At 65.9% G+C, this 22,521-nt stretch carries 17 protein-coding genes and 1 pseudogene; 13 read left to right on the forward strand and 5 right to left on the reverse strand.

The features are described from left to right. The first annotated feature begins 87 nt into the window (after nucleotides 1-87). The gene (locus tag BV95_RS18135) at nucleotides 88-975 is read left to right on the forward strand and encodes a LysR family transcriptional regulator (protein WP_037455339.1); all 888 of its coding nucleotides are present in this window, start codon (nucleotides 88-90) and stop codon (nucleotides 973-975) included. A gap of 151 nt (nucleotides 976-1,126) precedes the next feature. Here the strand turns inward: BV95_RS18135 and BV95_RS18140 are convergent, their stop codons facing one another. After that, complete coding sequence (locus tag BV95_RS18140; protein WP_037455342.1) at nucleotides 1,127-1,570, reverse strand: MarR family winged helix-turn-helix transcriptional regulator; 444 nt, start codon at nucleotides 1,568-1,570, stop codon at nucleotides 1,127-1,129. A 113-nt stretch (nucleotides 1,571-1,683) separates the two neighbouring features. Between BV95_RS18140 and hmgA the strand changes: the two genes are divergently transcribed. The 9 genes from hmgA to BV95_RS18185 all read left to right on the forward strand — a co-directional run bounded on the left by hmgA (nucleotide 1,684) and on the right by BV95_RS18185 (nucleotide 11,588). Then, a complete protein-coding gene (gene hmgA, locus BV95_RS18145; RefSeq protein ID WP_037455383.1) occupies nucleotides 1,684-2,973 on the forward strand; it encodes a homogentisate 1,2-dioxygenase in 1,290 nt (429 codons plus the stop codon). After that, a complete protein-coding gene (gene fahA, locus BV95_RS18150) occupies nucleotides 2,970-4,271 on the forward strand; it encodes a fumarylacetoacetase (RefSeq protein WP_037455343.1) in 1,302 nt (433 codons plus the stop codon). The genes hmgA and fahA overlap by 4 nt, the downstream gene beginning before the upstream one ends. After that, nucleotides 4,268-4,912 carry a maleylacetoacetate isomerase gene (gene maiA / locus BV95_RS18155; RefSeq protein ID WP_037455344.1) on the forward strand — a complete coding sequence of 215 codons (645 nt, stop codon included), beginning with the start codon at nucleotides 4,268-4,270 and terminating at the stop codon, nucleotides 4,910-4,912. The genes fahA and maiA overlap by 4 nt, the downstream gene beginning before the upstream one ends. Nucleotides 4,913-5,009: 97 nt before the next feature. Continuing rightward, nucleotides 5,010-5,477: a formate dehydrogenase subunit gamma gene (locus BV95_RS18160; RefSeq protein WP_037455345.1), complete on the forward strand. Its 468-nt coding sequence runs from the start codon at nucleotides 5,010-5,012 to the stop codon at nucleotides 5,475-5,477. Further along, nucleotides 5,474-7,054: an NADH-ubiquinone oxidoreductase-F iron-sulfur binding region domain-containing protein gene (locus BV95_RS18165; RefSeq protein WP_037455347.1), complete on the forward strand. Its 1,581-nt coding sequence runs from the start codon at nucleotides 5,474-5,476 to the stop codon at nucleotides 7,052-7,054. The genes BV95_RS18160 and BV95_RS18165 overlap by 4 nt, the downstream gene beginning before the upstream one ends. After that, the gene (gene fdhF, locus BV95_RS18170) at nucleotides 7,051-9,897 is read left to right on the forward strand and encodes a formate dehydrogenase subunit alpha (protein WP_037455348.1); all 2,847 of its coding nucleotides are present in this window, start codon (nucleotides 7,051-7,053) and stop codon (nucleotides 9,895-9,897) included. Before BV95_RS18165 ends, fdhF begins: the two co-directional genes overlap by 4 nt. A 10-nt stretch (nucleotides 9,898-9,907) precedes the next feature. Then, complete coding sequence (locus tag BV95_RS18175; RefSeq protein WP_081873446.1) at nucleotides 9,908-10,144, forward strand: formate dehydrogenase subunit delta; 237 nt, start codon at nucleotides 9,908-9,910, stop codon at nucleotides 10,142-10,144. Continuing rightward, on the forward strand, nucleotides 10,141-10,941 hold the full coding sequence (gene fdhD, locus BV95_RS18180; RefSeq protein WP_037455349.1) for a formate dehydrogenase accessory sulfurtransferase FdhD: 801 nt from the start codon (nucleotides 10,141-10,143) through the stop codon (nucleotides 10,939-10,941). Before BV95_RS18175 ends, fdhD begins: the two co-directional genes overlap by 4 nt. Before the next feature lie 62 nt (nucleotides 10,942-11,003). Continuing rightward, on the forward strand, nucleotides 11,004-11,588 hold the full coding sequence (locus BV95_RS18185; RefSeq protein ID WP_037455352.1) for a TetR/AcrR family transcriptional regulator: 585 nt from the start codon (nucleotides 11,004-11,006) through the stop codon (nucleotides 11,586-11,588). Nucleotides 11,589-11,753: 165 nt separating this feature from the next. Here BV95_RS18185 and BV95_RS18190 read toward each other — a convergent pair whose 3' ends face one another. Beyond that, entirely contained in the window at nucleotides 11,754-13,466 is a 1,713-nt protein-coding gene (locus BV95_RS18190; protein ID WP_013849536.1) for an MFS transporter, read from the reverse strand. Between the two features lie 14 nt (nucleotides 13,467-13,480). Continuing rightward, nucleotides 13,481-14,923: a DcaP family trimeric outer membrane transporter gene (locus tag BV95_RS18195; RefSeq protein WP_037455354.1), complete on the reverse strand. Its 1,443-nt coding sequence runs from the start codon at nucleotides 14,921-14,923 to the stop codon at nucleotides 13,481-13,483. A gap of 177 nt (nucleotides 14,924-15,100) precedes the next feature. Here BV95_RS18195 and acs point away from each other — a divergent pair, with 177 nt between their 5' ends. Both acs and BV95_RS18205 read left to right on the forward strand, forming a co-directional pair. After that, a complete protein-coding gene (gene acs / locus BV95_RS18200) occupies nucleotides 15,101-17,053 on the forward strand; it encodes an acetate--CoA ligase (RefSeq protein ID WP_037455357.1) in 1,953 nt (650 codons plus the stop codon). Continuing rightward, nucleotides 17,032-17,670 carry a response regulator transcription factor gene (locus tag BV95_RS18205; RefSeq protein WP_037455360.1) on the forward strand — a complete coding sequence of 213 codons (639 nt, stop codon included), beginning with the start codon at nucleotides 17,032-17,034 and terminating at the stop codon, nucleotides 17,668-17,670. Before acs ends, BV95_RS18205 begins: the two co-directional genes overlap by 22 nt. A gap of 221 nt (nucleotides 17,671-17,891) precedes the next feature. On the opposite strand, the gene BV95_RS18210 is transcribed toward BV95_RS18205, so the two are convergent. Both BV95_RS18210 and BV95_RS18215 read right to left on the reverse strand, forming a co-directional pair. After that, the gene (locus BV95_RS18210) at nucleotides 17,892-21,224 is read right to left on the reverse strand and encodes a PAS-domain containing protein (RefSeq protein ID WP_037455363.1); all 3,333 of its coding nucleotides are present in this window, start codon (nucleotides 21,222-21,224) and stop codon (nucleotides 17,892-17,894) included. Nucleotides 21,225-21,288: 64 nt separating this feature from the next. After that, nucleotides 21,289-22,173 carry a LysR family transcriptional regulator gene (locus BV95_RS18215; RefSeq protein WP_037455366.1) on the reverse strand — a complete coding sequence of 295 codons (885 nt, stop codon included), beginning with the start codon at nucleotides 22,171-22,173 and terminating at the stop codon, nucleotides 21,289-21,291. A 115-nt stretch (nucleotides 22,174-22,288) separates the two neighbouring features. Here BV95_RS18215 and BV95_RS18220 point away from each other — a divergent pair. Beyond that, nucleotides 22,289-22,521, forward strand: a pseudogene (locus BV95_RS18220) (pyruvate dehydrogenase (acetyl-transferring) E1 component subunit alpha); the annotation flags it as partial.

Consider the following 22,521-nt stretch of genomic DNA (forward strand, 5'->3'; position numbering starts at 1 on the left):
ATATAGTAACCCGCATGCCCGCCGTCCAGACCCGGCTTACATGAAAGGCGACTTTGCCCTATCAACCGGGAAAACAAGGCAAAGCGCATGCAGACTCGGCTACTTCAATATTTCCTGGCGCTGGAGAGGGAGGGGCATTTCGCCCGCGCCGCGACGGCCTGCCACGTGTCGCAACCCACGCTGTCGGCGGGCATTTCCGCGCTGGAGGCGCAACTTGGCAAGCGGCTGATCCTGCGCAACCGCCGCTATGCCGGCCTGACGGAGGAGGGGAGGGCGATCCTGCCCTGGGCGCAGCAACTGGTCGCGGCGGCCGACAATCTGATGCAGGCGGCGGCGGTCGCCAAGGGGCCGTTGCAGGGCGAATTGCGGCTGGGCGCGATCCCGGCCGCGATGCCCGCCGTCGGCCCGCTGGTGGAGGCGCTGCTGGAACGGCATCCCGGCCTCAACATCTCCGTCCGGGCGCTGACCTCCCGCCAGATCGAGCGGGAACTGACCGCGTTCGAACTGGACGCTGGCCTCACCTATCTGGATTTCGAGCCGCCCTCCCACATGCTTGCCGCGCCGCTCTACGTCGAACGCTACATGCTCGCGGCGGCGAAGGGCGTGCTGGATGAAGGGCGGACGCTGACATGGGAGGATGTGGCAGCCCTGCCGCTCTGCCTGCTGCATCAGGGGATGCAGAACCGCCGCATATTGGACGCCCGCCTGGGCGAACGCGGACTGGCGCTGCGCCCGGTGGTGACGGCGGACAGCTATGTCGCCCTGTTCGCGCTGGTGCGGCAGGGGCGGCTATGCTCCATCGTGCCGGACAGCCACGCGATGCTGCTGGACGGCCTCGACTGGGTCCGCACCTTCGCCCTCCCCGAAGCGGACGAAGGCAGCCGCATCGGCGTCATCGTCTCCGACCGCGCTCCCCTCGGCCCCCTGGCCCAAGCAGTCCTGAACATCGCCCGCGACATCCCGAACATAGCCTAAACCCCCAATTCCTCCCTACGCGAAGCGTGGGGAGGGGGACCGTCGGCGCAGCCGATGGTGGAGGGGAAGATTCGGAGGTCACGCCCCATTCCCCTCCACCAGCCTTCGGCCGGTCCCCCTCCCCATCTCCCGATGGGGAGGAATAAGAAGATCAACTCCCCAAAACCACCGCATCAATCCGCCGCAACATCCCCACAAAAGCCTCCACCTCCGCATCACTGAAGTGCGAAAACACCCCGCTCTCCAGCTCCAGCGCCTTTGGCGCGATGGCCGCATGCAGCCGCTCCCCTTCCTCCGTCAGCGCCAGCAGATGCGACCGCCGATCCTCCGCATTGGGCAGGCGCCGCAGCACCCCCCGCCCGGTCAAGCCAATTGCCGCCCGGCTCACCGTCACCTTGTCCATGCGGCTCAGCGCGCAAATCTGCTGCTGCGTGATCCTCTCCCGCTCCGCCACCCAGGCAATCACCCGCCACTCGGATATGCCGATGCCGAACAAAGCCTCATAACTCTCTGCAATAGCGTCACTCAGCAACGCCGCCGTGAAGGACAGCCGATAGGGAATGAACGCATCCAGGCGTAGCACTTTGTCAGTCATCCCCAACTGGTAACATTTGATACTTTATCCGCAAAGCGCTATGATGGTAACAATTGATACCATCAGGGAGTCGCGCCGAAATGGGAGAGAGCAAAGCACCCGAAGCCCCCATGATGGCAGGCTTCGGCAATCATTTCGCGACGGAGGCTGTGCCCGGCGCGCTGCCCGTGGGCCGCAACTCCCCCCAACATGCCCCCTATGGCCTCTATGCCGAACAATTATCCGGCACCGCCTTCACCGCGCCACGGGCGGAAAACCGGCGAAGCTGGCTCTACCGCCTCCGCCCGGCGGCCAATCATCCGCCCTACCGCCCCTATGAAGGCGACACGCTCCTGCGCAGCGGCCCGTTCGATGAAGCCCCGCCAACCCCCAACCGCCTGCGCTGGGATCCCCTGCCGATCCCCGAACGGCCGGTGGATTTCATCGACAGTCTGGTCAGCTATTGCGGCGCGGGCGATCCAGCGGCGGGGGAGGGGCTGGCCGTCCATCTCTACGCCGCCAACCGCCCGATGGAAAAGCGCGCCTTCACGAATGCCGACGGCGAAATGCTGATCGTGCCGCAACAGGGCAGGCTGCGCCTCACCACGGAAATGGGCGTGATGGACATCGCCCCGCAACAGATCGCGCTCATCCCCCGCGGCGTCCGCTTCAAGGTCGACCTGCCCGACGGAACGGCGCGGGGCTATGTCTGCGAAAATTACGGAGCCTTGTTCCGCCTGCCCGACCTTGGCCCCATCGGCTCCAACGGCCTCGCCAATCCCCGCGATTTCGAAACCCCCGCCGCACGATATGAGGATGACGACACGCCCCACGAAATCGTCCAGAAATATGGCGGTCAGCTATGGGCGACGACGCAGGATCATTCCCCCTTCGACGTGGCGGCATGGCACGGCAATCTCGCGCCCTGCCGCTATGATCTGCGCCGCTTCAACACGATGAACACGGTCAGCTACGACCATCCCGACCCGTCGATCTTCACTGTGCTGACCTCCCCCAGCGAGCGCGCCGGAACCGCCAATTGCGACTTCGTGATCTTCCCGCCGCGCTGGATGGTGGCGGAGAATACATTCCGCCCGCCATGGTTTCACCGCAATGTGATGAGCGAATTTATGGGCCTGATCCACGGCGTCTATGACGCGAAGGCAGGCGGCTTCGCCCCCGGCGGCGCGTCGCTGCACAATTGCATGGCGGGCCACGGCCCGGACAGGGCAAGCTATGAAGCCGCGCTGGCCGCCGAACTGAAGCCGCACCGGATCGCCGACACCATGGCCTTCATGTTCGAAAGCCGTTACCCCTTCCGTCCGACCCGCTTCGCGATGGAAACGCCGCTTGGCCAGTTGGATTATGACGATTGCTGGTCCGGCTTTACCAAGGCGCAACTGCCGCGAGAGGAACAGGCATGACCTTCCCCCAGATCGACGAAACCCACGATCCCGCCCGGTCGAGCTGGGTGGAGGGGGCGGACGGCCATCCCGCCTTCCCGATCCAGAACCTGCCCTACGGCATTTTCTCGCCCCCCGGCGGCACGGCGCGGGCAGGGGTGGCGATTGGCGAGCGGATATTCGACCTGCGCGCCGCCGCGCAATCGGGCCTGCTGCCCGCCGCAGCCGCCGCCGTCCTTGGCGAACCGGCGCTGAACGCCCTGATGGCGCTCCCGGCGCCCGACCGTCTGGCGCTGCGCCGCTGGCTGAGCGCCCTCTTCAGCGACGAAGCCCAGCGCCACGCCATCGGACCCCTGCTGCACCGGGCGGCCGATTGCGCGCTGCACCTGCCCGCGACCATCGGCGACTATACCGACTTCTATGTCGGCATTCACCACGCCACCAATATCGGCAGGCTGTTCCGCCCCGACAACCCATTACTGCCCAATTATAAATATGTCCCCATCGGCTATCATGGCCGGGCCTCCTCCATCCGCCCGTCCGGCGTCCCGGTCGTCCGTCCCAAGGGCCAGCGAAAGCCCCCCGAAGCCGACGCGCCCGTGGTCGGGCCAAGCCAGAGGCTGGACTATGAACTGGAACTCGGCATCTGGATCGGCGCGGGCAATGCGCTGGGCGAAACCGTGCCGATTGCCGATGCGGCGGACCATATAGCGGGCTTCTGCCTGCTCAACGACTGGTCGGCGCGGGATTTCCAGGCATGGGAATATGTGCCCCTTGGCCCGTTCCTCGCCAAGAATTTCCAGTCCACCATCTCCCCCTGGGTGGTGACGGCGGAGGCGATGGCCCCCTTCCGCATCGCCCAGCCTCCCCGGCCGGATGGCGACCCGCAACCCTTGCCCTATTTATGGGACGCGGCGGATCAGGCCCATGGCGCGCTGGCCATCGATCTGGAGGTCCATCTGTCGAGCGCGAAAATGCGGGCCGAAGCAATGCCGCCGATGCGCCTCTCACGCGGCCCCGCCTCCTCCATGTACTGGACCGCCCAGCAGATCGTCACCCATCACGCATCCAACGGCTGCAACCTCAATCCCGGCGACCTGTTGGGCACGGGCACGCTTTCCGGCCCGACGCCGGACAGTTTCGGCAGCCTCATGGAACTGACGGGAGGCGGCAAGGCGAAGATCGTTCTGCCCACTGGCGAGGAACGGGCCTTTCTGGAGGATGGCGACGAACTGGCGCTGAGCGCGGTGGCGCGGGCGGACGGCTATGTGTCCATCGGCTTCGGCGAATGCCGCGCCCTGATCGCGCCAGCCCGATGAGCGCGCTGACGCTCCACGGCTATTGGCGCTCGACCAGTTCCTATCGCGTGCGGATCGCGCTGAACCTGAAGGGCGTCGCCTATGATCAGGTCACGCATGACCTGCGCACCGGCGCGCAGGGGCAAGCGGACTATCGCGCCATCGCGCCGCAGGGCCTCGTCCCGGCGGTGGAGGCGGACGATTTCACCCTCACGCAAAGCCCGGCCATATTGGAATGGATCGAGGAACGCTGGCCGCAGCCGCCCTTGCTGCCCGCCGACGCGCAGGGTAGGGCGCTGGTCCGCGCCATGGCGGCGCTGATCGGCTGCGACATCCATCCGCTCAACAATCTGCGCGTGTTGCAGGCGCTGAAGGCCGATTTCGGCGCGGACCAGCCCGCGCTCGACCAGTGGATCGCCCGCTGGATCACGGACGGCTTCGCCGCGCTGGAGACATGGGTGGCGCGCCACGGCCGGGGCCTCGCCTATGGCGACCGGCCGGGGCTGGCGGACTGCTATCTGGTTCCGCAGCTTTATTCGGCGGAGCGTTTCCATGTCGACCTCTCGCCCTTCCCGGCCCTCGTCGCGGCGGGGGAAAAGGCGCGGGCGCTGGACGCCTTCGCCGCAGCCCATCCCTCCGCCCAGCCCGACGCCGATCCATGATAGCAGTTTGATAGAGAATCTCTATCAAACATGATGCTCTTCGATTTGACGCCTCCTTCGCCAAGGCGCACCATAGCCCGCGAAAAGGCGAGGGAAGATGCAACAAGAAGACACAGTCCGGCTGATAGAGGATTGGACCAAAACCCACGGCCGCACCCGCGACCGCCTGCTCCCCCTTCTCCACATGCTCCAGGAAGAGATAGGCTTTATCGATGATGCAGCCATCCCGGCCATAGCCAAAAACCTCAACCTAAGTCGCGCAGACGTTCATGGAGTCGTGACCTTCTACCACGACTTCCGCCGCGCCCCCGCCGGACGCCATGTCGTAAAATTCTGCCGCGCCGAAAGCTGCCAGGCCAGAGGCGCCGCCGCGATGGAAAAGGCCGCCGCCGAACGGCTCGGCGTCCCGATGGGCGAAACCCGCCCCGACGGGCAGGTGACGCTGGAACCCATTTATTGCCTGGGCCTGTGCGCCATAGGCCCGAACGCCCTGGTCGACGGCCGCCCCGTCGCAAGGATCGACACCGCCGCGCTTGAACGGATCGCGCAGGAGATCGCGGCATGACGCGGGTCTATATCAGCCGCGACATGGCGTCGGTCGCCTTGGGCGCGGACGATGTCGCCCGCGCCTTCGAAGCCGCCGGTTGCGAAGTGGTGCGCACCGGAAGCCGGGGACTCTTCTCCATCGAACCGCTGGTCGAGGTCGAAAACGAAGGCCAACGGATCGGCTTCGGCCCGGTCGGCCCCGCCGACGTAGCAACCGTGCTGGACGGCAGCCACAAAGCCCGCCTCGGCAATGTGGCGGACCTTCCATTCTTCGCCGGGCAGCAACGCTTCACCTTCGCCCGCTGCGGGATCATCGACCCGCTCAGCCTTCAGGACTATGCCGAACATGACGGCTGGCGCGGACTGGACGCGGCGCGGGCGATGCCGCCTCAGGCAGTTGTGGACGCAGTCAAGGCATCCGGCTTGCGCGGACGGGGAGGGGCGGGCTTTCCCACCGGCGTCAAATGGCAGACCGTGCTGGAGGCGGCATCCGACGCCAAGTTCATCGTCTGCAATGCGGATGAAGGCGACAGCGGCACCTTCGCCGACCGGATGCTGATGGAGGGCGACCCCTTCTGCCTGATCGAAGGGATGGCGATTGCCGGCCATGCCGTTGGGGCGGGCCATGGCTATATCTACATCCGCAGCGAATATCCCTTCGCCATCGCCGCCATGCAAGAAGCCATCGCATTGTCCGCCGCCCGGATCGCGCCCTTCACGCTGGAGGTGCGCGTCGGCGCGGGCGCCTATGTCTGCGGCGAGGAAACGGCCCTGCTCGACAGCATAGAGGGCAAGCGGGGACAGGTGCGGGCGAAGCCGCCGCTGCCTGCGTTGCAGGGGCTGTTCGGCCAACCCACGGTGATCAACAATGTGCTGAGCCTAGCGGCCGTCCCCTTCATCCTGGCCGAAGGAGCGGAGGCTTATGCGACCATCGGTTTCGGACGGTCTCGCGGCACCATGCCGGTACAGCTTGCGGGCAATGTGAAACATGGCGGGCTGTATGAGATCGGCTTCGGCATCACCCTTGGCGAACTGGTGAACGCCATCGGCGGCGGCACCGCCAGCGGCAGGCCGGTGCGCGCCGTGCAGGTGGGCGGCCCCCTGGGCGCTTATTTCCCGCCCGGCATGTTCGACCTGCCCTTCGACTATGAAGCCTTCGCGCAAGCTGGCGGGCTGATCGGCCATGCCGGGATCACCGTTTTCGACGACAGCGTCGACATGGCGCATATGGCCCGCTTCGCGATGGAATTCTGCGCCGTCGAAAGCTGCGGCAAATGCACCCCCTGCCGGATCGGATCGACGCGGGGCGTAGAGGTGATGGACCGGATCATCGCGGCGCGGGACAGCGCACCCGCCGTCCCCGCAGAGCGGCATTGGGAGGGGTATCTCCAAAAGGCCCTCCATTCCCGCACGCCTGACCGGATCGATACCGGACTGGAAGCGCAAACCACCCTGCTGCGCGACCTGTGCGACACGATGAAATATGGTTCGCTCTGCGCGCTGGGCGGTTTCACGCCCTATCCGGTGCTGAGCGCCCTCGACCATTTTCCCGAAGATTTCGGCGCTCCGGCCCCGATCAAGGAAGCTGCGGAATGAGCTACACACGCGAAACCGACCATGGGACGCCCCCTGCCATCGCGACGGGCAAGAGCGTCACCCTCACCATCGACGGCGAGGCTGTGACGATGCCGGAGGGCACGTCGATCATGCGGGCGGCGTCGCTCACTGGCTGCTCGATCCCGAAACTCTGCGCGACTGACAATGTCGAGAGCTTCGGCTCCTGCCGCCTCTGCCTGGTCGAGGTCGAGGGACGGAACGGCTACCCCGCCTCCTGCACCACGCCGATATCCGAGGGCATGGTGGTCCGCACCCAAAGCGAACGGCTCAAGCAGCTTCGTCGCGGAGTGATGGAACTGTATATCTCCGACCATCCGCTCGACTGCCTGACCTGCCCGGCCAATGGCGATTGCGAATTGCAGGAACAGGCGGGCGCGGTGGGCCTGCGCGACGTGCGCTACGGCTATGACGGCGCGACCAATATGGGGCAGGCGAAGGACCAGTCGAACCCCTATTTCGACTTCGATCCCAGCAAATGCATCGTCTGCTCCCGCTGCGTGCGCGCCTGCGACGAAGTGCAGGGGACGTTCGCGCTGACCATCGAAGGGCGGGGTTTCGACTCCAAGGTCTCGCCCTCTCAGGGCCAGGATTTCCTGTCGTCCGAATGCGTATCCTGCGGCGCCTGCGTCCAGGCCTGCCCCACCGCCACCCTGACCGAGAAGAAGGTGGTGGAGGTCGGCACGCCGGACCGTGCGGTCGTCACCACCTGCGCCTATTGCGGCGTCGGCTGCACCTTCCGCGCCGAGATGCGGGGCGAGGAGCTGGTGCGCATGGTGCCATGGAAGGACGGCAAGGCCAATCGCGGGCATAGCTGCGTCAAGGGCCGCTTCGCCTGGGGCTATGCCCAGCATCGCGACCGCATTCTCCATCCCATGATCCGCGCCTCCGTCGACGAACCCTGGCGCGAGGTGTCGTGGGAGGATGCCATCGCCCACACCGCCAACGAGTTCCGCCGCATCCAGGCGAAATATGGCACGCGCAGCATCGGCGGCATCACGTCCAGCCGCTGCACCAATGAGGAGACATTCCTCGTCCAGAAGCTGATCCGCCAGGGCTTCGGCAATAATAATGTCGATACTTGCGCGCGGGTCTGTCATTCCCCCACCGGCTACGGCTTGAAGACGACGTTCGGCACCTCGGCGGGCACGCAGGATTTCGACAGCGTGATGGATGCGGACGTCATCCTGGTGATCGGCGCCAATCCGACCGACGGCCACCCGGTATTCGCCAGCCGCATGAAAAAGCGTCTGCGTCAGGGCGCCAAGCTGATCGTCATCGACCCCCGCCGGATCGATCTGGTGAAGTCGCCCCATATCGAGGCGGCGCATCATCTGCCGCTGCGGCCCGGCACCAATGTCGCCATGCTGACGGCGCTGGCGCATGTCATCGTGACGGAAAAGCTCTATGACGAGGCTTTCATCCGCGACCGCTGCGATTGGGACGAGTTCGCCGAATGGGCCGATTTCGTGTCCGAACCGCAACGCTCGCCCGAAGCCGTAGAACCGCTGACCGGCGTCAAGGCCGAAGAGGTGCGCGCAGCGGCGCGGCTCTATGCGACCGGCGGCAATGCCGCGATCTATTACGGGCTAGGCGTCACCGAACATAGCCAGGGATCATCGACCGTCATGGCCATCGCCAATCTGGCCATGGCGACCGGCAATGTCGGGCGGGAGGGCGTGGGCGTGAACCCCCTGCGCGGCCAGAATAATGTGCAGGGCGCCTGCGACATGGGCAGCTTCCCGCATGAATTTTCGGGCTATCGCCATGTCTCCGACGATGCGGTGCGCGGCCAGTTCGAACAGGCCTGGGGCGTGGCGCTGGACGCCGAGCCGGGCCTGCGCATCCCCAACATGCTCGACGCGGCGACTGACGGCACGTTCAAGGGCATCTTCATTCAGGGCGAGGATATCCTCCAGTCGGACCCCAACACCCATCATGTCGCGGCGGGCCTCGCGGCAATGGAATGCGTGGTGGTGCAGGACCTGTTCCTCAATGAAACCGCCAATTACGCCCATGTCTTCCTGCCGGGATCGACTTTCCTCGAAAAGGACGGAACCTTCACCAACGCCGAACGCCGCATCCAGCGCGTGCGCAAGGTGATGGCGCCGCTCAACGGCTATGCCGATTGGGAAATCGTCCAGTTGGTGGCGAACGCCATGGGTCTTAACTGGCGCTACGATCACCCCTCCCAGATCATGGACGAGATTGCCGCGCTCACCCCGACCTTCGCGGGCGTGCATTATGACCGGCTGGAGGCGGAAGGGTCGCTGCAATGGCCCGCCAACGACGCCGCGCCAGACGGCACGCCGACCATGCATATCGACGGCTTCGTGCGGGGCAAGGGCAAGTTCGTCGTCACCGACTATATCCCCACCGATGAAAAGACCGGGCCGCGTTTCCCGCTGCTGCTGACCACCGGGCGCATCCTCAGCCAATATAATGTCGGCGCGCAGACTCGGCGCACGGCGAACGAAGCCTGGCATCCGGAGGACCGGCTGGAAATTCACCCGGCCGATGCGGAAAATCGCGGGATCAACGACGGCGACTGGGTCTCGCTTAAGAGCCGGGCCGGGGAAACCAGCCTGCGCGCCCTCATCACGGAACGGGTCGCGCCGGGCGTGGTCTACACGACCTTCCACCACCCCGACACGCAGGCCAACGTCATCACCACCGACTATTCGGACTGGGCCACCAACTGCCCGGAATATAAGGTGACGGCGGTGCAGGTCATGCGATCCAACGGGCCAAGCGACTGGCAGCGCGACTATGCGCAGCAGGCGCGCCTCAGCCGACGCATTGCGCCCGTGGAAGCAGCCGAATAGGATCGGGCGCATGAGCGATGAAAATGAGGTCATGTCGACCGAGGACCGCCTGATCTACATGGCGAACCAGATCGCCCGCAACCTCGCGGCGCTGGGCGATGAAGAGGCGACGGCGATGACGGCGGATCATATCCATGCCTTCTGGGATCCGGCGATGAAGCGGCGCATCGCGGCGCTGGCCGCGGCGCGCCCGCAGGCGCTTACCCCCATCGCCGCCGCCGCCATCGGCCGGGTCGCGATCCCTTGAGCGACGCGCCGGAAGGCAGGCCCGCCCTCTTCACGCGGGTCACGCCCGAAGGCAGCGCCGCGCCGGCGGTGCGGGAATTGGCGGAGGAAGTGCCGGTCGCCATCGAATATAACGGCATCGGCTATGCCGTGCTGATGGCGACGCCCGCCGACGTGGCGGACCTGGTGCTGGGCTTCGCGCTGGCGGAGCGCCTGATCGGGCGGGACGACGCGCCGTTCGATGTCGACGCGCATGCGACGGAACAGGGCATCGTCGCCAGGGCGACCCTGCCGCAGGAACGGACGGAGGCGTTGTTGAGCCGGGTGCGGCATCGCGCCTCGGAATCTTCCTGCGGCATTTGCGGCGTGGAGAATCTGGAACAGGCGATCCGCCCCTTGCCCCCCGTCACGGGCCGGACGCTGGCGGACAAGGGCGCGATCTTCCGGGCGCTGGACGAATTGGCGCGGCATCAGCCGCTGAATGCGCGAACCGGCGCGGTCCATGTCGCTGCGCTGGCGGCGGCGGACGGCAGCATCCGCCTGGCGCGGGAGGATGTCGGGCGGCACAATGCGTTCGACAAGCTGATCGGCGCGATGCGGCGGCGCGGATGGCAATGGGACGACGGCTTCGCCCTGCTTTCCTCGCGCTGTTCCTACGAACTGGTGGAAAAGGCCGTTCTGGCGGACTGCCCCCTGCTGGCGACGATCTCCGCGCCGACGCGGCTGGCGGCTGAGCGGGCGGCGGGGGCGGGATTGCCGCTTGCCGTGCTGGCCCGCCCCGACGCGATCCTCCTGAGCGGGGACTGGCTGGAATCGTAGCGGCTTGTTCCCCCGGAACAGACTCTTCGCGGACTTTCAAGGATGTGCTAGCGCCAATCGCGATGACGAAGATCGACCTATCGCCCGGACAGAATGATGAAGGATCGGCTCGCCGCCGCCAGATTCTGGAGATCGCGGCCCGCCTGTTCGCCCGGAAGGGCTATCGCGGCACGTCGATGCGGGACATTGGCGAACAGGCGGGCGTGCTGGGCGGTTCGCTCTACCATCATATCAAGTCGAAGGACGCGCTGTTCATCGAACTGCATAATGCCGCGCTCGACGAAGCGGAGGAACGGATAGCGGAAGCCGTCCGCGCGCAGTCCGGCCCCTGGGCCAGGCTGCTGGCGGCCTGCGCGACCCTGCTGGACATTCAGCTTGCCCCCGATTCGCTGACGACGCCGATGATGAACGATTTCCGGGAAGTCCCGGAACCCGTCCGCGAACAACTGATCGCGCGGCGCGACCGGTTCGAAGGGCTGTTCCGGTCGCTGGTGGAGGCGCTTCCGCTGCCGCCGCATATCGACCGCTCCGTCTACCGCAACCTGCTTCTGATCCAACTCAACGCGACGGCCGACTGGTACCGGCCGGGCCGCCTCACGCCGGGCGAAATTGCCGCGCAGATCGTGGCCGTATTCCGGCACGAATGAACTGCTGGAGATTGTTCCCACGGTCGACCTCAATGGCTTGTCGATTTGGACGGCTAGCCGCATTCCCCCTCCCGCAGGCGGGAGGGGGTTAGGGGGTGGGTGCGAGCGGAGCGAGCTTCCGCCTTCTGGGCTAGAAAAGAACGCCGCCGACGCACCCGCCGTCTACTATTCGTCGATATTCCGCCGGAAGGTTTCGGGCAGGAAGATCAGGCCCAGGACGACCGTCCCCGCCGCCACCACCACCGGATACCAGAGGCCGTAATAAATGTCCCCGGTCGCGGCGACCATCGCGAAACCGATGGCGGGCAGCAGTCCGCCCAGCCAGCCGTTGCCGATATGATAGGGCAACGACATGGAGGTATAGCGGATGCGGCTGGGGAATAGTTCGACGAGCATGGCCGCAATCGGACCGTAGACCATCGTCACCAGCAGCACGAGGTAGAAGAGCAGCGCGACGACCAGCGGCTGGTTGATCTCGTCCGGGTTCGCCTTGCCCGGATAGCCGACCCTGGCCAACTCTCCCGTCACCGCAGGCTTGTCAGCGCTGGCGGGCGCGCCGATCAGTTGGGCGGTGAAGGCCGCGATGGCCGCCTTCTTCTCCTCGCCCGACAGACGGGCCGGATCGGGCGCGGTGAAGCGCCTGTCACCGACCGCGACGGTGGCGACAGTGCCCGGCGCTGCGGCGACATTGGTGTAGTTGACGCCCGCCTTGGCCAGCGCATTCTTGACGATGTCGCAACTCGTCTTGTCGAACTTGTTCGCGCCGACCGGATCGAATTGCGAGGAACATTGCGCGGGATCGGCGGTCACCGTCACCGGCGCTGCGGCCTGCGCCCTGGCGAGCGCGGGATTGGCGGCGTCGGTCAGCATGTGGAAGACCGGGAACAGCGTCACCGCGGCCAGCGCGCAGCCCGCAAGGATGATCGGCTTGCGGCCGATCCGGTCGGAAAGCCAACCGAAGAAGAGGAAGAAGGGCGCGGCCATCAACAGCGCGATGATGATCAGCGTGTTGGCGGTCAGCCCGTCGATCTTCAGCATCTTCTCCAGGAAGAACAGCGCGTAAAGCTGGCCGCAATACCAGACCACAGCCTGGCCCGCGATGGCGCCGAAGAAGGCGATGAACACGATCTTCAGATTCTTCCACTGCCCGAACGCTTCCTTGATCGGGGATTTGGAGCCGGTGCCCTCCGCCTTCATCTTCTGGAAGACGGGCGATTCATGCAGCTTCAGGCGCAGCCACAGGCCGACGATCAGGAACAGGCCGGAAACCAGATAGGGAATGCGCCATCCCCACTCCTTGAACGCCTCTTCGCCGACGCCGGTGATGGGCGAGCGGACGCCGATGACGATCAGCAGCGCCATCGCCAGACCGGCGGTCGCGGTGATCTGAATCCAGCTTGTGTAGAAGCCCCGCTTGTTGTGGGGCGCATGCTCCGCGACATAGGTCGCCGCGCCGCCATATTCGCCGCCCAGCGCCAGGCCCTGGAACATGCGCAGCACCACCAGCATGATCGGCGCGGCGACGCCGACCGACTTGTAGGTGGGAAGGCAACCCACCAGGAAGGTGGAAAGGCCCATGACGAGCAAGGTGATGATGAAGGTATAGCGCCGCCCGAACAGGTCGCCGATGCGGCCGAAGACGATGGCGCCGAAAGGACGGACGATAAAGCCCGACGCGAAGATCAGCAGCGCCATGATGAAGGATGTGGTGGGATTCAGCCCGGTGAGGAACTGCGCCGCGATGATCGCGGTCAGCAGGCCGTAGAGATAGAAATCATACCATTCGAACACAGTGCCGAGCGAGCTGGCCGTGATGATCAGCTTCTCGCTTCGCGTCGCCTGGTGATGTTTTGGCAGTCCGTCATATGTCGAAGCCATAACAGTCCCTCCTGTCAGAAATTATATTTCGCCGCGACGTCGAAACGGTCGACGTGGCCGTTGAGATGGTTGACCAGCCTGCGCTCGCCATGTCGGTACTCGATGCCCAGGTCGACATTCTTCAGCGGAGAGTAGAAGAGGTTGCCCGCGACACTCCATGCCTGACGATTGAACATGGCAATACCCGCAGTCGTCGCGGGATCGAGCGTGTCGGCGTAGAAGATGCGCTGGTAGCTCGCGATCAGGTTGACGCGCCACTGGTCGTTCAGCGCATATCGCCCCGCGCCGAACAGCGCGAGGTTGCGGACGCCCGCGAGCTGCCCGTTGGTCTGGAGGACCGCGTCAGGCCCGAAGTTAAGGCCCAGATAGCGCCCGATCCCTTCGCCATAGGTCGCCTGGAAACGGATATCGCTGCCATGCTTGTCGTCCAGGAATATCTTGCCGGAGGCGCTTACGCCCCATCCCAGGCGGGAATCGACGATATGGGCGGCGCCCGTCTTCGCATTGTCGACGCGCAACTGGCGGCCCAATAGTGCAAAATCCAGGAAACCGAACCCGCCCGCATATTCCAGCCGCCCGGTCATGTCGGGCGCATGATCCTCGCCATTTTCGATCAGCGCGGGCGCGCCTGCGGTGGCCGAAGCGGTCTCCGGATTTTCCGCTGCCAGATGAAGGGTCAGGCCATGGCTCAACGGCAGGCTGTAGCGCACCATCGGCTGACGCACGAAGATCAGCCCGTCGACGCCGCCGACATAGTCGGTGCTTTCCGGGAAGACCGCCGGGTTGGAGAAATTGGTGAAATCCTGGCCGAAGGTCCAGCGGTCCAACTGGATGAAGGCGCGCCGCATCGCCAGGTCATAGGCGTTGGTGGTGCGCTGCGTGCCCTGGCCCAGCGCCTGCGGGGTGCCGGGAGCGGCCTGGAAATCGAACTCGATATAGGCTTTCAGCGCATGCTTGCCCAGCTTGGACGTGGCGTCCACCCAGAAGCGCGTCTGCTTGGCGGAAAAATCGGTTACGTGGGTGGGCGATGTCGGGTTCGCGGGATTGAAGACCGGAATCGACTGCGGCAGGTAAAGGTCGCGGCCCAGCGTGTTGCTGGGATCGTCGCCGCCGCTGTACCGGGCGTTGCTGGCGAGCAGCTTCACATAGCCGGACAGGACGACGGTCGTATTGCCGGACCGGAAGCCCAGCTTGGGCGTGTTGTCGGCCAGCCTGGTCACCTGCGCGGAGGTCTCGTCGCTCTTGCGGACGGCGGTCGCGGCGGTGGCGGCGGTTTCGTCCTGCCGGCTGCGCGCGGCGGCAAGTTCGGTCCGCAACTGCGTGACTTCGCTCTCCAGCCGTTCCAGACGCGCCGCCAGATCCGCTTCCTTCCCGCTCTGTGCATGAACCAGTTGGGGCGCGGCAAGCGCCGTCGCGCCCAGAAGGACGCGCAACAATGGCCTGATTTGCTTTGGCATCGACCTCTCCATGGCCCGGTTTCTTGTCCGTATGCGGAAAGGATCGCGCATGGCGGCGCGGGGCGACAGCCGAACCATGGTCGCAGATATTCGACCTTGGTCTAGGGTCCGATGCGCGCCCGGCGCATCTAGAATGTCCTCCACGGATCGGCAGCGATCGAGGAGAGGAGTGCGACTATGAGCCAGGGCGTTTATCCCGTTCCGAACCATTGGGCGAAGGAGGCGCTGGTCGACGCCGCCCAATATCGGGAGATGTACGAGCGCTCCATCGCCGACCCCGAGCGCTTCTGGGCGGATCAGGCGCAGCGTCTCGACTGGATGCGGCCGTTCAGCCAGGTCAAGGCGACCAGCTTTTCGGCGGAGGATTTCGGCATAAGCTGGTTCGCGGACGGCACGCTCAACCTGTCGGCCAACTGCCTGGACCGCCATCTGGCGGAGCGCGGCGACGCCATCGCGATCCTCTGGGAACCGGACGATCCGTCCGAACCGGAACGGCGCATCAGCTATCGCGAACTGCATGAGGTGGTGTGCCGCTTCGCCAATCTGCTGAAGGCGCGGGGGGTGAAGCGCGGCGACCGCGTCACCCTCTATCTGCCCATGGTGCCGGAGGCGGCGGTCGCCATGCTGGCCTGCGCGCGCATCGGCGCCATCCACTCCATCGTCTTCGCCGGATTCTCGCCCGAAGCGCTCGCGGGCCGCATAGAGGATTGCGCGAGCCGCATCGTCATAACCGCCGACGAAGGGCTGCGCGGCGGCAAGAAGGTTCCGCTGAAGGCGAATGTCGACGCCGCGCTCGCCCATTGCCCGGATGTCGACACCGTCATCGTGCTCCGCCGCACCGGCGCGGCGGTGCCGATGGTCGAGGGGCGCGACATCGACTGGAACGCCGCGGTCGAAAGCCAGCCCGCCGACTGCGCGCCGGAGGAGATGGGCGCCGAAGACCCGCTCTTCATCCTCTACACCTCCGGTTCGACCGGCAAGCCCAAGGGCGTCCTGCACACGACCGGCGGCTATTCGCTGTGGGCGGCGATGACGCATGAATATGTGTTCGACTACCGCCCCGGCCAAATCTACTGGTGCGCCGCCGACATCGGCTGGGTCACGGGCCACAGCTATGTCGTCTACGGCCCGCTGATGAACGGCGCGACGACCGTGATGTTCGAAGGCGTGCCCAATTTCCCCGACGCATCCCGCTTCTGGCAGGTGGTCGACAAGTTCGGGGTGGAGATTTTCTACGGCGCGCCCACCGCCCTGCGCGCCCTGATGCGCGAAGGCGACGAATGGGTGCGAAAGACCAGCCGCAAGTCATTGCGTTTGCTGGGCAGCGTCGGTGAGCCGATCAATCCCGAAGCCTGGGAATGGTATCATCATGTCGTGGGAGAGGGGCGCTGCCCCATCGTCGACACCTGGTGGCAGACGGAGACTGGCGGCGCGATGATCAGCCCGCTGCCCGGCGCCACGGCGCTCAAGCCCGGCTCCGCGACCCTGCCGATGTTCGGCGTGAAGCCCGAACTGGTCGATGGCGAGGGACGGTTGATCGAGGGGGCGGGCGAAGGCTGCCTCGTCCTGGCGGATAGCTGGCCCGGCCAGATGCGCACCGTCTGGGGCGATCACGACCGCTTCTTCCAGACCTATTTCACCACCTTCGCCGGGCGCTATTTCACCGGCGACGGATGCCGCCGCGACGAGGACGGCTATTATTGGATCACCGGCCGCATCGACGACGTCATCAACGTCTCCGGCCACCGCATGGGCACGGCGGAGATAGAGAGCGCGCTCGTCGCCCATCCCCAGGTGGCGGAGGCGGCGGTCGTCGGCATGCCGCATGAGGTGAAGGGGCAGGGCATTTACGCCTATGTCACCACCAACGCCGATGTGGAGCCGGACGACGCCCTGCGGGCCGAGCTGATCCGCTGGGTGCGCAATGAGATCGGCCCCATCGCCTCGCCGGACGTGGTGCAGTTCGCTCCCGGCCTGCCCAAGACCCGATCCGGCAAGATCATGCGGCGCATTCTGCGGAAGATCGCGGAAAACGATATTTCCAACCTGGGCGACACATCGACGCTTGCCGATCCGTCCGTGGTCGATAATCTGCTGGCGAACAGACCATGGCTGGAACAGGCGCAATAGAGACGATCCTGATCGCTGACGACCATCCGCTCTTCCGGCAGGCGCTGACGGTAGCGGTGATGAAGGTCGCGCCCGAAGCCCGCATCGTGGAAGCGGGCACGCTCGCCGCCGCCGTCCGGGTGGCGGGCGAAGCGGCTGCCTTGCGCCTCATCCTGCTCGACCTGAAGATGCCGGGCGCGGTCGGCTATTCCGGCATCGCCCTCCTGCATGCGGAGCGGCCGGGCGTGCCGATCCTGGTCGTTTCCAGCGCCGACGGCGCGAAGGCGGCGGAAGAGGCGCAGGCGCTGGGCGCGGTCGGCTTCCTCTCGAAGGACAGCGACCTGTCCGTCATAGAGACGGCGATTGCACGCGCCTTGAGCGGCCACAGGCTTCCGCCCGCCCCGCCACGGCCCGAAGATGCGGTGCAGAAGGAGGTCGCCTCCCTGACGCCAACCCAGTTGAAGGTTCTGCTGGAAGTGCTGAACGGCAAGCTCAACAAACAGATCGCGCACGACCTCATGATGAGCGAGGCGACGGTGAAGGCGCATATGACGGCGATCATGCGCAAGCTGGACGTGCAGAACCGCACCCAAGCGGCATTGGTGGCGCGCTCGCTGGGACTCGATCTCAAGCACTGACGACAAATTCAAGACCCGCCGGATGGAGTGATTTGGGTGGAAAGCCGTCATCCCCCCTCCCGCAGGCGGGAGGGGGTTAGGGGGTGGGCTGACGCAACATCCGCGCTGTTTCGCAACGGCTAAGTCAGAAGCTCGCTACGCTCGCGCCCACCCCTAACCCTTCAAACGAGGCGCGTGACTCGTTTGAACGTTTAAGGAAGGGGAATATCTTGGATTGACCATCACCCGACATTCCCGAATTTGTCCAGGAAGGCCGCAATAACCTCCGGCGCGGCAGGCTTCGCAATGAAGGCGACCTCCAGCACGGCAGCGCGTGCGGCCAAATTCCCCGCATCCTCCGCCGTAACCAGCGCGGCGGGCAAACCCGGATGCTCCCGGCGCAGCGCGGCGATCAGGCTCAGCCCGTCCTCCTCCCCGCCAAGCTGGAAATCCACCAGCGCGGCGTCCGCTTCGGCCGCCAGCTTCCGGGCAGTCTCGCCGTCCCCGGCCGTCAGCGCCCGATGACCAAGGCTGGCGAGCAGCGCCCCGGTCGCCGCCACGATCATCGGATCGTCATCGACCACCAGCACGGTCAGGTTCCGCGCATTCGGCATGGCCCCCTCGGTTTCCGGAACCGGTCGCGGCGCGGCCCGTCCCGCGCCTTCGGGCATGATCAGGCTGAACCGGCTGCCTTTTCCCGGCACGGAACGCACTTCGATGCTGCCGCCCAGCAGCCGGACGATCCGGCGGGCCAACGCCAGTCCCAGACCGAATCCCTCCACGTCCAGCGCGCCCAGACGGGTGAATTCCCCGAATATCGTCTCGATCTGGTCGGCGGCGATGCCGACCCCGGTGTCGACGATGTCGATCCGGATCATGCCGCCCCTGCGCCTGACGCCCAGCAATATCCCGCCCTGCCGGGTATAGCGCAAGGCGTTGGAAACGAAATTCTGAAGCACGGAGCGGAGCAGCCCCGGATCGGTCTCCACATGACCGGCCAGCGGCCCGGTCAGCAGGCGCAGGCCCTTCTCCTTCGCCATCGGCGCGAAGCCGTCGGCCAGATTGGCGAGGAAAGGCGCAAGGTCGATCGGCTCCGGACTCGGCTGGACGCCCCCCGCATCGAGCTTGCTGATGTCGAGCAGGGCGCGCAGCAGCCCCTCCGCCGCGACGATGGCGCTGTCGACCCGCTGCGCGAGCATGTGCGGCGTCCCCTCGACCTCCCGTTGCAGGGCGGCGGTGAACAGCCGCGCCGCGTGCAGCGGCTGGAGCAGGTCGTGGCTGGCGGCGGCAAGGAAACGGGTCTTGTCCTTCGTCGCCTCGGCCAGCCGCAAATTGGCGTCGCTCAGTTCGCGGGTGCGGTCCGCGACGCGATTCTCCAATTCCGCCAGCGTCCGGCTCAGCTCGTCGCGGATGCGCGCATCTTCGGTGATGTCGATGAAGCTGGTGACATAGCCGCCGCCCGGCATCGGCCCGCCGATGGTCTTGATGACGCGGCCGTCCCTGCGCCGCCGCTCGAAACTGTGCGGCAGGCCCCGGCGCATGTGGCGCAGGCGTTTCTTGACGTGGAACTCGATATCCTCGCCCCCGAAATCGCCCAGCCTGCCATTGTGGCGGATCAGGTCCGCGATGGGCGTCCCCACCCGCAGGAAATCGGGGGGGAAATCGAACATGTCGAGATATTGGCTGTTCCACGCGACCAGATTCATGTCCGCGTCGACGACGCTGATGCCCGCGTCGATATGTTCGAAGGTCGCGGCCAGCAACTCGCGGGAAAAGCGCAGCGACTGCCCCCGCTCGCCCAGCAGGCGGGTGACGTCGGACAGGCTCATCTGCCCGCCCGCCAGCGCCGACGCGACCAAGGCGCGGGCCGACGACGCGCCGACGACGCGGGCGATCAGCTCGCGGGCGCGCTGCGCCGACCGCCGGTCGATGGCCGCGCCGCGCCCCGCCGCCGGAAATTCCCGGGCCGCCTCCTCCTCGCCGACGAAGCTGGCGGTGAGCTGCGCCAGTTCGGCCAGATCGGTGATCGGGCGGCCGCCAGGGCTGGGCAGGGCAGGGGCCTTCACCTTGCGCGCCGCGACCAGCCCGAAAACCAGCAGGTTGGCGCCCAGGCTCCACGCCACGCCATGCACCAGCGGGGCGGCTGCGCCGATGCCGAACAGGCGCAGGGGATCGAACGGACTGCCCGCCAGCGCCGCGAGCCATTCGGAAGGCAGGATCGGCGGCAGGGCGAGGGTGTAGAACCAGATGACCAGCCCGACGGCCAGGCTGGCCCGCGCCGCCAGCGCGTCCCGCCCCGGCGCATAGGTGGCCAGGATCAGGTGCGGCGTGAACTGCGCCATGGCGGCGAAGGCGACCAGCCCGATGGAGGCGAGCGACTGTTCCGCCGAAACCAGCAGCGCCCAGGCCAGCGCCGCCGCCATGATCGCGACGATGGAGAAGCGCCGCACGAGCAGCATCCGGCGGCCGAGCGTCCCCGCGCCGGCCTCCGCCCCGCTCTCCCGCGCCAGCAATGTGGGGAAGAGCAGGTCGTTGGAAACCATCGTCGCCAGCGCTGTGGAATCCACCACGACCATCGACGCCGCCGCCGCGATCCCGCCCAGCAGGGCCAGGGCCAGCACGATGCCTTGCCCGTTCATTTCGGGCAGTTGCAGCATGTAGAGGTCAGGCTGCGCCCCGTGCAGCAGGCTCGCCCCGGCCAGCGCGACGGGCAGCACCATCAGCGCCATCGCCGCGAGATAGGCGGCCAGTCCCCAGCGCGCGCCCGCCAGGTCGCCCGGTTCCCGCGCCTCGACCAGTCCCATATAGAATTGCCGGGGCAGGACGATGATCGCCATGACGGAGATGAGGAAGATGACGCCCACCTCTATCGACAGCCGCTCCGGCCGGAAATTGGCCGACAATATGGCGATGCCCCGCGACAGGCCCGCCGCGTCCGCCTGACCCAGCAGGACGATGGCCAGCACGGCCACGGTCGTCAGCGCGACGATCTTCAGCAGGGATTCAAGGCCAATGGCATAGACCAGCCCCTCGCTGCGCCCCGCCAGTTCGAACCGCCGCGCGCCGAACAGCATGGCGAACAGCGACAGCAGCCAGGCGGCGGTCAGCATGGCCATGGTCGCGACCGGACGGCCCGTGACGATGGATATGGCGCCGCCGATGGACCGGAATTGCAGCGCGACATAGGGAACGGTCCCCAGCAGGGCGATGATCGTGACCAGCCGGGCCACCACCACGTCATGGCCGAAACGGGCGGCGATGAAGTCGGAAACGGTCGTCGCCCGCTCCTCCGCGACCGCCTCGGCCAGGCGGCGCAGGAATCGGGGGGCGACGATCAGCAGGCAGATGGGCGCAAGATAGATGGGCAGATAATGCCATCCGTCGCGCACGGCGCTGCCCACCGCGCCGTAGAAGGTCCAACTGGAGCAATAGACGCCCAGCGCCAGCGCATAGGCGGCGTGGCGCACGTCATGGCGGCCGAACGCCAGCCCGCCGCGCCTTTCCACGAAGGCGGCGATCCCGAACAGCAGCAGGACGATAGCAAGCGCCAGAAGGGCCGCCGAAAACAAGCTCATGGCGAATATCTACTTGTTCCGGGGCGATGGAACAATGCGGGCTTCTCCTGATCGCCGCCGCCTTTCAGGCGTAGGCGATCTCGCAGGACCGGCGGAACAGTTCGGATATGATCGGGTCATGTTCGTTGCTGCGCATCGCCGACTGGAGCAGGATCGGCGCGGGCACCTCTTCGTCCAGCTTGACCAGCGACCCCGCGGCGATCTTCTCCTCCACCATGTTGAGCGGGAACAATCCGACCCCGCCGCCGGATTCCACGATGTCGATCAGCGACCGCACATTGTTGCAGGTATGGACCTGCGGATGCTGAAAGGACGATTTGCGGATCATCGTCGCCATCAGATCGTGCATGGGCGACGAACGCGCCACCGACCAGAGCGGCACGGCCGGTCCTATGCCGCCGCCCTTCTCGATCAGGCGTTCGCCAAGCTCCCGGCTGGCCAGCCATACAAGGTCGACCTGCTGAATCGTGCTCGCCACGATCCCCGGCATGGCGATGGGTCCGATGGCGAACACCATGTCGACCCGGCCGCTGAGCAGATCGTCGATCAGATGAGCGGTCAGGTTGATTTCGATCTCCAGGGAGATTTTCGGCATGCTCTCCCGAATGGCGTTGGTGAATACGGGAAGGCAGCTCGCCGCCGCGATCTCCCCGGAACCGACGCGCACGATGCCCGAAGCCCCCCGGAATTCATCGGGCGAAAGCAGGGTTTGCTGAAGCGTGGTCCACAGCATCTCGCATTGCTGCACGAATTCCCGGCCGCGCACCGTCAGCATCATGTTCCGGCCTTCGCGCTGGAACAGCGGAAAGCCGACCTGCCCCTCCAACTCCCTGATGCGGGCGGAAATCGTCGGCTGGCTGGCGTTCAGCCGGTCGGCGGCGGCCCCGAACGTGCCGAGGCGCGAAATCCAGAGCAGGGTTTCAAGATGATAGAAGGCGATACGATTCATCGGCAATATCTATGAAAAATCCAATGAAATAATTATTGGTATTAATTGATTCCGTTCGCCACATTGTCGCGCATAGCGATAACAGTCCAGCCCCCGCTGGAACAAGGGACAGGAAATGACGAACAAGACTGCCCGTTCCGCGCGCAAAGCGCCCCCGCCAGCCGACCATAACCGCAAACGCCCAGAAGCCCCGGTCGCTTATGATCCGACGGTGGAAGAGTTGCGGGAATTTTACCGGCAGATGGTGCTGATCCGGCGTTTTGAGGAGAAGGCGGGGCAGTTATATGGTTTGGGCCTGATCGGCGGCTTCTGCCACCTCTATATCGGTCAGGAGGCTGTGGCGGTCGG

The sequence above is a fragment of the Sphingobium chlorophenolicum genome, assembly GCF_000722875.1.
GTDB lineage: Bacteria > Pseudomonadota > Alphaproteobacteria > Sphingomonadales > Sphingomonadaceae > Sphingobium > Sphingobium chlorophenolicum.

Coding starts and splice junctions, on each gene's coding strand:
- BV95_RS18135 (WP_037455339.1), top strand. CDS start 88: ATGCAGACTCGGCTACTTCAATATTTCCTGGCGCTGGAGAGGGAGGGG.
- BV95_RS18140 (WP_037455342.1), bottom strand. CDS start 1,570: ATGACTGACAAAGTGCTACGCCTGGATGCGTTCATTCCCTATCGGCTG.
- hmgA (WP_037455383.1), top strand. CDS start 1,684: ATGGCAGGCTTCGGCAATCATTTCGCGACGGAGGCTGTGCCCGGCGCG.
- fahA (WP_037455343.1), top strand. CDS start 2,970: ATGACCTTCCCCCAGATCGACGAAACCCACGATCCCGCCCGGTCGAGC.
- maiA (WP_037455344.1), top strand. CDS start 4,268: ATGAGCGCGCTGACGCTCCACGGCTATTGGCGCTCGACCAGTTCCTAT.
- BV95_RS18160 (WP_037455345.1), top strand. CDS start 5,010: ATGCAACAAGAAGACACAGTCCGGCTGATAGAGGATTGGACCAAAACC.
- BV95_RS18165 (WP_037455347.1), top strand. CDS start 5,474: ATGACGCGGGTCTATATCAGCCGCGACATGGCGTCGGTCGCCTTGGGC.
- fdhF (WP_037455348.1), top strand. CDS start 7,051: ATGAGCTACACACGCGAAACCGACCATGGGACGCCCCCTGCCATCGCG.
- BV95_RS18175 (WP_081873446.1), top strand. CDS start 9,908: ATGAGCGATGAAAATGAGGTCATGTCGACCGAGGACCGCCTGATCTAC.
- BV95_RS18185 (WP_037455352.1), top strand. CDS start 11,004: ATGACGAAGATCGACCTATCGCCCGGACAGAATGATGAAGGATCGGCT.
- BV95_RS18190 (WP_013849536.1), bottom strand. CDS start 13,466: ATGGCTTCGACATATGACGGACTGCCAAAACATCACCAGGCGACGCGA.
- BV95_RS18195 (WP_037455354.1), bottom strand. CDS start 14,923: ATGCCAAAGCAAATCAGGCCATTGTTGCGCGTCCTTCTGGGCGCGACG.
- acs (WP_037455357.1), top strand. CDS start 15,101: ATGAGCCAGGGCGTTTATCCCGTTCCGAACCATTGGGCGAAGGAGGCG.
- BV95_RS18205 (WP_037455360.1), top strand. CDS start 17,032: ATGGCTGGAACAGGCGCAATAGAGACGATCCTGATCGCTGACGACCAT.
- BV95_RS18210 (WP_037455363.1), bottom strand. CDS start 21,224: ATGAGCTTGTTTTCGGCGGCCCTTCTGGCGCTTGCTATCGTCCTGCTG.
- BV95_RS18215 (WP_037455366.1), bottom strand. CDS start 22,173: ATGAATCGTATCGCCTTCTATCATCTTGAAACCCTGCTCTGGATTTCG.